The organism is Petrotoga sp. HWHPT.55.6.3, assembly GCF_002895495.1.
Lineage (GTDB): Bacteria > Thermotogota > Thermotogae > Petrotogales > Petrotogaceae > Petrotoga > Petrotoga mobilis.
The window spans coordinates 1-7,900 of record NZ_AZRJ01000024.1 but is presented as its reverse complement, the minus strand read 5'-3'; the positions used below and the strand labels follow the sequence as shown (position 1 = coordinate 7,900).

7 protein-coding genes are annotated in these 7,900 nt (G+C 32.1%); 5 read left to right on the top strand and 2 right to left on the bottom strand.

Annotated features, from left to right (window positions below; all coding sequences use genetic code 11):
* Positions 1–99: 99 nt before the first annotated feature.
* Positions 100–261: an Rpn family recombination-promoting nuclease/putative transposase gene (locus X926_RS10450; protein ID WP_233581217.1), complete on the top strand. Its 162-nt coding sequence runs from the start codon at positions 100–102 to the stop codon at positions 259–261.
* A gap of 65 nt (positions 262–326) precedes the next feature.
* The gene (locus tag X926_RS07515; protein WP_103065608.1) at positions 327–566 is read left to right on the top strand and encodes a hypothetical protein; all 240 of its coding nucleotides are present in this window, start codon (positions 327–329) and stop codon (positions 564–566) included.
* Positions 567–1,082: 516 nt separating this feature from the next.
* On the opposite strand, the gene X926_RS07505 is transcribed toward X926_RS07515, so the two are convergent.
* Both X926_RS07505 and X926_RS07500 read right to left on the bottom strand, forming a co-directional pair.
* Entirely contained in the window at positions 1,083–1,505 is a 423-nt protein-coding gene (locus X926_RS07505) for an ATP-binding protein (protein WP_255408802.1), read from the bottom strand.
* 225 nt (positions 1,506–1,730) lie between these two features.
* Positions 1,731–4,055 (bottom strand): AAA family ATPase, encoded by a 2,325-nt coding sequence (locus X926_RS07500; RefSeq protein WP_103065605.1) that lies wholly within the window; start codon positions 4,053–4,055, stop codon positions 1,731–1,733.
* A 674-nt stretch (positions 4,056–4,729) separates the two neighbouring features.
* Between X926_RS07500 and X926_RS07495 the strand changes: the two genes are divergently transcribed.
* From X926_RS07495 to trpD, 3 genes are read left to right on the top strand one after another with little or no spacing between them, the layout of a single operon-like run.
* Entirely contained in the window at positions 4,730–6,208 is a 1,479-nt protein-coding gene (locus X926_RS07495) for an anthranilate synthase component I family protein (RefSeq protein WP_103065604.1), read from the top strand.
* 1 nt (position 6,209) lies between these two features.
* Positions 6,210–6,800 (top strand): aminodeoxychorismate/anthranilate synthase component II, encoded by a 591-nt coding sequence (locus X926_RS07490; protein ID WP_199171193.1) that lies wholly within the window; start codon positions 6,210–6,212, stop codon positions 6,798–6,800.
* On the top strand, positions 6,793–7,827 hold the full coding sequence (gene trpD, locus X926_RS07485) for an anthranilate phosphoribosyltransferase (protein ID WP_103065602.1): 1,035 nt from the start codon (positions 6,793–6,795) through the stop codon (positions 7,825–7,827). Before X926_RS07490 ends, trpD begins: the two co-directional genes overlap by 8 nt.
* Positions 7,828–7,900: the final 73 nt, after the last annotated feature.

Sequence of the window (7,900 nt, the reverse complement as noted above, 5' to 3'; positions counted from 1 at the left end):
GGCTGCGGGGCGAAGGGGCGCTAATAAAAATCATTATACGAGAGTTATATGATAAGATAACACACCTTCAAAAACATATGGTATAATTAAAAAGACTCCATATTCAAAGAATTATTTGAAGACAGAACCGTATTCTATGACTTCCTAAAAGCCTTTCTACCAAGAGAGATCACACAACAAAGAAAAGAAACAGATTTAAAATGCGAACAAACTGAACTAATAGGCAAAGATTTCTCCATAAAAAAATCAGACATACTATAAATAGGCATCGCCAATGGATCTAACAAACCGGTTACGAAGAGCTAAAAGAAATGGGAGTGCCAAGAATGGACACATTAGAAGAGATAGCAAAAAGAGACAGAGAAAAAGCTCGATTAGAAGGCAAACTTGAAGAAAGAGAAAGATTTATAGAATTCATCATAGAAATCCTAAACCAAAGGTTTGGAGAAGATTTCGATAAAAGTTTAGAAAAGAAGATCAGAAAAGCAAATGAAGAAACCATAAACCAAATAAAGAAAAATATTCTTAGTATAACATTAGAAGAACTAAAAGATTTAGTAAAGTAGTTATAGAAAGCTGATACTAATGCCAAGTATAAGGTTTATAATTCTGCTTTTAAAAAATATCACTCCTTTGCTGTGATGGTTTCAATGAGGAGTGATATTTTTTTGTCTCCTAAATTTGATTGCCTTAACAGAACATTTATTCATGCCTGTTTTAGAATTCTTAAATTTTTGTAATTGTCAAACTCAGGAAATTTTTTGAATCTGTTATCGTCTATAATTTTTTTAAAATAGAGTTTATTCATTTTTGTCTTTACTTTTCCTTTTGATCTTAACTGGCATCTTTTTGTCGGCGTTGGTACTCTACTTTTCTTTTTGCCAAGTAATTGCCAAATATTCGCCAACTAATTGCCAAATTATTTGATAACATAGTGGCTATTCCTACCTTTCCCCTCAAATTTAAAAATTTTCTTGTTTATTAAATCCATTAAATCCTTTAAGTCATTTGTGGGTGCAGTTCTAAAATAAATGTTTGATTCCTGATATGTTTTTTTTCATTTCCCGTTAGTCAAATATTGGTCATTTATTAGTCAATTTAGTCAATTGGTAGGCAACTCCCTTACCTGCTTTTCCAATCCTTGTAAATATCCCCTTCTTCACTATCTCTGCGAGATCAATAGTTGCCATTTGCCTAGATACATTGGTAATTTCCTGATATTCCCTATTCGTAATCTTTCCCTTTTCTTTTACATACTTTACTGCCTTGATTTGCCTTTCATTTAACCCAATTTTTCTTAAATGTTCTTCTGTATAAATGTCTTTATAGAAATAAACTGCAAAACCGCCAAATTCCTCTTTAAATTCGGGTTCCGGTAATCCTGCTTTTTTACATTCATCAATAATTTTTATGGTTCCTCTACCCCAAGCCTCTATTAGTCCAGCTTTGAAAAATACATCTACCAACAACTCATTTCTAGGATAATTCGAATGCTTAACTTCTATAATAATTATTTCCTTACCGTTTTTCTTTTTTAATCGGACACTTGGTATAATGCCAAGGATATCCCGTCATTTCTTAGAGTCTTCGACGCCAATAGGCTTACCATTATCATCAACTCCGGTGAGCAATCTTCAGCCATCGGTATTTGCAGAGGCACAAATCGATTTTAGATATTCGTCCCGTTATGAGGACTTGAATTCGGTTATATGAGATTCAAAATCTTTTTTTCATAGCCAATCATAAATCATTGTTAGGGTTGATTTAACATAATTTACAATTTCAGCTTGGGTATAGTCTTTTTTCTGTGGAGCATTAATATTACCATGATGTGAGGCCGCCGCGAAATCGCACAAGTTTCCAAGTTCCTCTATAACTTCATTTTTATCTGAATGTTTAAACTTAAGGTTTGAATCATCTTTCAGATCTCTTAATTTCTTAACTATATTTCCCAACCAATAATCATCGCCCAGATCTTCAAAAAGATGAAAATAATTAAATTTAAGCTTATCTTCTAAGCATATTCTAATTAATCTTTGTGCTTCATCAGAATTTATATCTTGATTATAATGCACAAAAGATTCTAATTTCGAAAGATTCCTAAAATAAGGGCGTTTTTTATCTTCATTTATGTTCCATTCACATATTTGGCCATTTTTTATCTCTAAACATTTAGGTTTTATGCCAATATCTTTTAACGCATCATCTAATTCAAATGCGAAAGTATTAATATGAGTGAGAACTATTACTTGGTTTGCATCCTTAGACAAATCCCTAATAAACTCTATCGTTCTTCTTTTTCTATTAATATCGAAACTTGACATCGGATCATCAAAGATTATTATTTTTTCTGGGATATTCTCTTCAACGATAATCTTTGCTATAAAGAAGGCTAAGGCAAGTGCGTTTCTATCTCCACCACTTAAAGTAAATTTTGCTTTTTCAATAGGATTTATCTCGCATCCTTCTATTTCAAGAAAATATTCAAGATAAGGTTCTTCACTTCTTCCCCGATATTTTTGAGTTTGTCTAGAAATTTTAAATGGCGCTCCAAATTTCTCAAGGATTATATTAATTTTATTTCCATATTTCTCAACTTTTTCAGAAATGGCTTTTTTTAATTCTTTCTTCTTTTTGCCTATTAATTTATTTTTATCATCTATCTCTTTCTTTACCTTTATATATTGTTCACATAGTTCATTAATCCCAGGAGAATGTCTTTGTTTCTCGATTTCAAGCTTGTTAATTTCTTTCTCTAATTCATTAATATCGGGTTGTTTGCTCTTAACTTCTTTTATTTGCTCATTTAAATTTCCAACGGAAGAATTATAAGTCTTAATTATTTTATTAAAATCACAGACTAAGCTTGATAAGTTATCCACACAAATTGTTTTTAATGGGGTTAAAATGCTCTGAGATTTGCTTACCATAGTTGATTTTACTTCATTAAAATAGTTGGTAATTTCATCATAATATTTTTCAAAATCTTTAATTTCTGGTGCCTTTATATTTTCTAAAAATTTCTTCCAGAATTCAAACAAAGTATTATTATCGGCTACTGTTATTCTTACATTATCAAATAGCTGCGCAATATTAGTCATTTTAATTTTTTCTAAATATTTTTCAACACTTTCATTTAATTCCCTATATTCAATATTGAAATACTGCTGGTATGATTTAATTGTATCTTCTGCATTCTTTAGATCTTGTTGGCAGAAGGGACATTTATTATCCTTATTATCTTCAACACTGAATAAACCTTGGCGCAACCATGGTTCTGCTTCTCTTTTTAGAACAGTCGCAAGTTTGCTTATATGGTCTTTTGTTTTTTGTAGTGACTTTTCTGAAATATTAGTTAACGATTTAGCTAAAAGGATTTTTATCATATTAAGATCAAAAGGCAAGGAAAATGGAGGAATCGAGTTTAAAAATTTTTTGATTTTTATTTCTTGTGATGATTTTGCTATTTCTAATTCCTGTTTTTTCTTTTGTATCTTTTGGTCTATTTCTCTATCCTCCGTCATCTTTACAAAATCATCTATTTCAAAATAATCTTTTATAAATAGCTCGATTCGGTCTTTTAAATTCTTTAATTCTATATTCTTATATGTAGTTAAATCTTGTTTCATATTTTCAATTTCTTTTGCCAAACTAGTACCTTCTACCCCTATTGCAAACTGATATAGGTATTTTTGATGTTCTGACTGAATTTCTAATCCTGTATAAATATTTTCATTTATGAAAAATTCATCAAACACTTCTATACTTTCTAGTTCCTCGTTCCCTTCATTCCAATTACTATCTTGAAATTTAAGTAATTTGCCATTTTCAAGTAATAATTCAATATACTGATCCTCATTTGAACCTAAGGTTTTCCTTTCTAAAACCAAATCTGGTTTATTGGAAATTAAAGAGCGTATTATTGAACTTAAAGTAGTTTTCCCAGTACTATTTTCTCCATAAATAATGTTCACTTTGCTTAATGAAATATTCCCGTGTGCAGAATAATTTACGAATCTTCCAGTGTTTTTTATTTTTACAAATTTTTTAATCATTTATTTTCTCGCTCCCCAATCAATGATTTAATAAGTTTGTAGTCTAAATTTTTTCTAGCCGGCAGATTCTACTTCTTCGCCAGCAACTTTTTAAACCATTTACCAATATTCATTAGCTCATATTAGATGTACGTAAAAAAGATTGGTTAGATCATAATTCAATGTCTTTGAAATGTTGTTATAATAATAAAAAACTTATAAAGGCTTGAATATTGTAAGATTAAGTCAAGAAAAATGTTTTTCTGGATAAATTATATAACATTTATTTAATAAAAAACAAATTAATTTCAAAGAATAAATACAATCTAAACAATACCCTATTCCGATGACAATTAATTATGAGCTAATACCTTACTTGACAAGGTTAAAAAATTATGTTATACTAAAATTAAATTGATATTAACGGGGTAATAGCATGTTTGATCAAGAAAAGCTTTTTTTTAAATCACCCAAGTTAAAAAACAATACAATAAATATAATTAATTGGTGGTGGCATCTCGGATAGGGGTGCCTGTATGAATCTGCCTAAAAAGTAATCAAAGGGCATCCCTTCAGGGATGCCCTTTTTTAATTAAGGAGGTCTTTTTCCTATTAAAAAAGGGATAAAAGGACCTCCTTTTATTTTTTTAAAAAGCACAAACTAAGCAAAAATTAATGCCGAGAAGGAGGGGAATATGTATACTAAAAGGTCTGTAATAAATCAAACAATTTTACCAGTTATAGAAAAAATAAGCCTGGAAAATCCTGATCCAACAGTAGTTTATAAAAAAATTGCTTTAAATAATCAATATTCGTTTATATTAGAAAATCTTTCGATCAACGAAAAAAAGTATTCCTTATTAGGAATCACTCCATTAAAAGTCGCGAAATTAAATTATACAACCAAGAAGAAGACAAGACTCCATTTTTTTGAAAAAGGTAAAGCTTTTCTTGATGAAAATACAGACTACATATCTTTTTTAAAGGAACAGTTAGAAAGTATTCAGTATGAAAGTATTCTAAATATCCCAGATTTATTTGCAAGTTTTGTAGGATACTTCGGTTATGAGATTATTTCCGTTTGGGAAGATATATACCATAATGAAATGGATAAAGATCTCAAACATGGAGATTTACCACTATCTATCTTAGTATTTCCAAGAATCTCATTGATATTAGATCAAAATGAAAAATTGGGATATTTGGTTAATGTTGTGAATAGCGGGTCAGAAGAAGATATAGAAAGTCGAATTTCTTTGGCTAAACATGAAAATCATCAGATATTAAAAGATTTAGAAAAAGCCTCTACTCAAAAGGAAGAAGAAAGAAATAATGATCAAGTCAAATTGAAGATCAAACACCACACAAGTAAAGAAGAATTCGTCGAAAAAGTAGAAAAAACAAAAAATTATATAAACGCTGGTGAGGCTTTTCAAATCGTCATATCTCAAAGGTTTTCTTGCAAAATAACGCAACATCCTTTTGAAATATATGAAAATCTAAGAAAGATAAACCCTTCACCTTACATGTTTTATCTTAATTTTCCAGAAGCAACCATTATTGGCTCTTCTCCAGAAATGCTAGTAAAAGTTGAAGGCCAAAGAGTAATCACCAGGCCCCTTGCTGGTACAAGAAAGAGGGGAGAAACTCCCCAAGCAGATGAAGCCATAGAAAAAGAACTCTTAAGTGATGAGAAAGAAAGGGCGGAACACATAATGCTTGTTGATCTTGCAAGGAACGATTTAGGCAGGGTATGTAAAGAAGGAAGTGTTAAGGTTACAAAATTTTTTGGAATTGAAAAATATTCACATGTGATGCACATCTATTCGCAAGTTGAAGGTTTAAAAAAGAATTATTTAAACTCACTTGATGTATTGAAATCTTTGTTCCCAGCCGGGACCGTATCAGGAGCTCCAAAGATTAGGGCAATTGAAATAATTGATGAATTGGAAGACGAACCAAGAGAAATCTATGCCGGCGTAGTTGGATACATTGATACAAAAGGAAATTTAGATACAAGTATTGCAATAAGGACGATGGTGTGCAAAGAAAATGAAGTAAGGATACAAGCTGGTGCTGGTATAGTGTCTTATTCGATTGCTGAAAATGAGTATTATGAAACAGTCAACAAGGCAATGGCAATGTTCAAATCTTTAGAAAAGGGGGATTGTTGAGATGATTCTTTTGATAGACAATTACGACTCATTCACCTACAACATATATCAAACAGCGTGTGAGTTCGATGATGTTTTGGTCTATAGAAACGACAAAATAACTGTAAAAGATATTGAAATGCTCAAGCCTTCTCACATAATAATTTCTCCGGGACCAGGTGTTCCCAAAGATGCTGGAATTTCCATCGAAACCATTAAACACTTTAAAGGAGTAATTCCAATTCTTGGAATCTGTTTAGGCCATCAGTGCATTGCCGAGGCTTTCAATGGAAAGGTTGTCAGAGCAAAAGAGATATTCCACGGAAAGACTTCTAAGATATATATCAAAGAAAAAAAGGATATATTTCAAGGTATAGATAGCCCCTTTGAAGCTACCAGATACCATTCACTTATCGTGTCAAACGAGATGTTCCCGAAAGAATTAAAAATTACCGCCTCTACACAAGACGGAGAGATCATGGCCTTAAGGCACATTAGTTACCAAATATATGGGGTACAATTCCATCCAGAATCTATCTTAACAACAGTAGGACCGAGATTAATAGAGAATTTTATAAATATTAAAGTTGAAAGGGGTGTCAGCTATGTTTAATTACTATCTTCAAAAAGTTGTAAAAGGAGAAAATTTGAGTTTGGACGAGATGGAACAGGCGATGGAGATGATTATGGAAGGTAAAGTAACACACAGTCAACTTTCTGGTTTTTTAGTTGCTCTGCATATGAAAGGAGAAACGGTGGAAGAAATCACAGCAAGTGCAAAAGTTATGAAAGAAAAGGCAACACCCATAAGTATTGAAAGCGGCGAACTTATGGATACATGTGGAACAGGTGGAGATGCTAAGGGAACCTTCAACATTTCTACCGCTGTAGCCTTTATCTTGGCAGCAGCTGGGGTTGTTGTTGCAAAACACGGTAACAGATCCGTATCAAGTAAAAGTGGAAGCGCGGATGTATTGGAATCTCTTGGAATCAATATATCATTACCCCCTTCTTCAGTTGAAAGATGCTTGAAAGAGATAAATATAGCTTTTCTTTTTGCTCAAGATTTTCATAAAGCTACTAAACATGCTGCTGTACCAAGAAAAGAATTAGGAATAAGGACCATTTTTAACGTCTTAGGGCCCTTAACAAATCCTGCAAATATAAAATATCAATTAATGGGTATATACGATCCAAAGCTGGTTTACCCCATAGCAGAGGTTTTGAACAACTTGGGAGTTAAAAGGGCGATGGTTGTTCATGGTTCGGAAGGCATAGATGAATTTTCCCTGTCAGGAAAGAATAAAGTGGCGTTTTTGAATAAAGGTAAGATAGAAAAGTTAGAAATATCCCCGGAAGATTTAGGGCTGGAAAAGTACAGCATACAAGAGATCCAAGGCGGAAGCGCAGAAGAAAATAGAAGAATAATATTAAACATATTTAACGGTGAAATGGGTCCCAAAAGGGATGTGGTCGTTTTGAATTCGGCAGCTGGGTTATACGTGGCAAACAAAGTCAACAGTTTAGAAGAAGGTATCAGTTTTGCACAAGAGATAATTGATAGTGGAAAAGCAATGAAGAAATTGAAAGAGATGGTAGAGTTTACTAACTTTCTATCTTTACAAGCAAAAACTTCTTAGATTTTCTTAGAAAAAGAGGGACTGGGACCGCAGGCCCTTTCCTGAAAGGGTGGGGTGGGCAGCGGGGCGAAGG

Excerpts from the sequence above, each read along its gene's own strand:
- X926_RS07515 (WP_103065608.1), top strand. The coding sequence starts at position 327 with ATGGACACATTAGAAGAGATAGCAAAAAGAGACAGAGAAAAAGCTCGA.
- X926_RS07500 (WP_103065605.1), bottom strand. The coding sequence starts at position 4,055 with ATGATTAAAAAATTTGTAAAAATAAAAAACACTGGAAGATTCGTAAAT.
- X926_RS07495 (WP_103065604.1), top strand. The coding sequence starts at position 4,730 with ATGTATACTAAAAGGTCTGTAATAAATCAAACAATTTTACCAGTTATA.
- X926_RS07490 (WP_199171193.1), top strand. The coding sequence starts at position 6,210 with ATGATTCTTTTGATAGACAATTACGACTCATTCACCTACAACATATAT.
- trpD (WP_103065602.1), top strand. The coding sequence starts at position 6,793 with ATGTTTAATTACTATCTTCAAAAAGTTGTAAAAGGAGAAAATTTGAGT.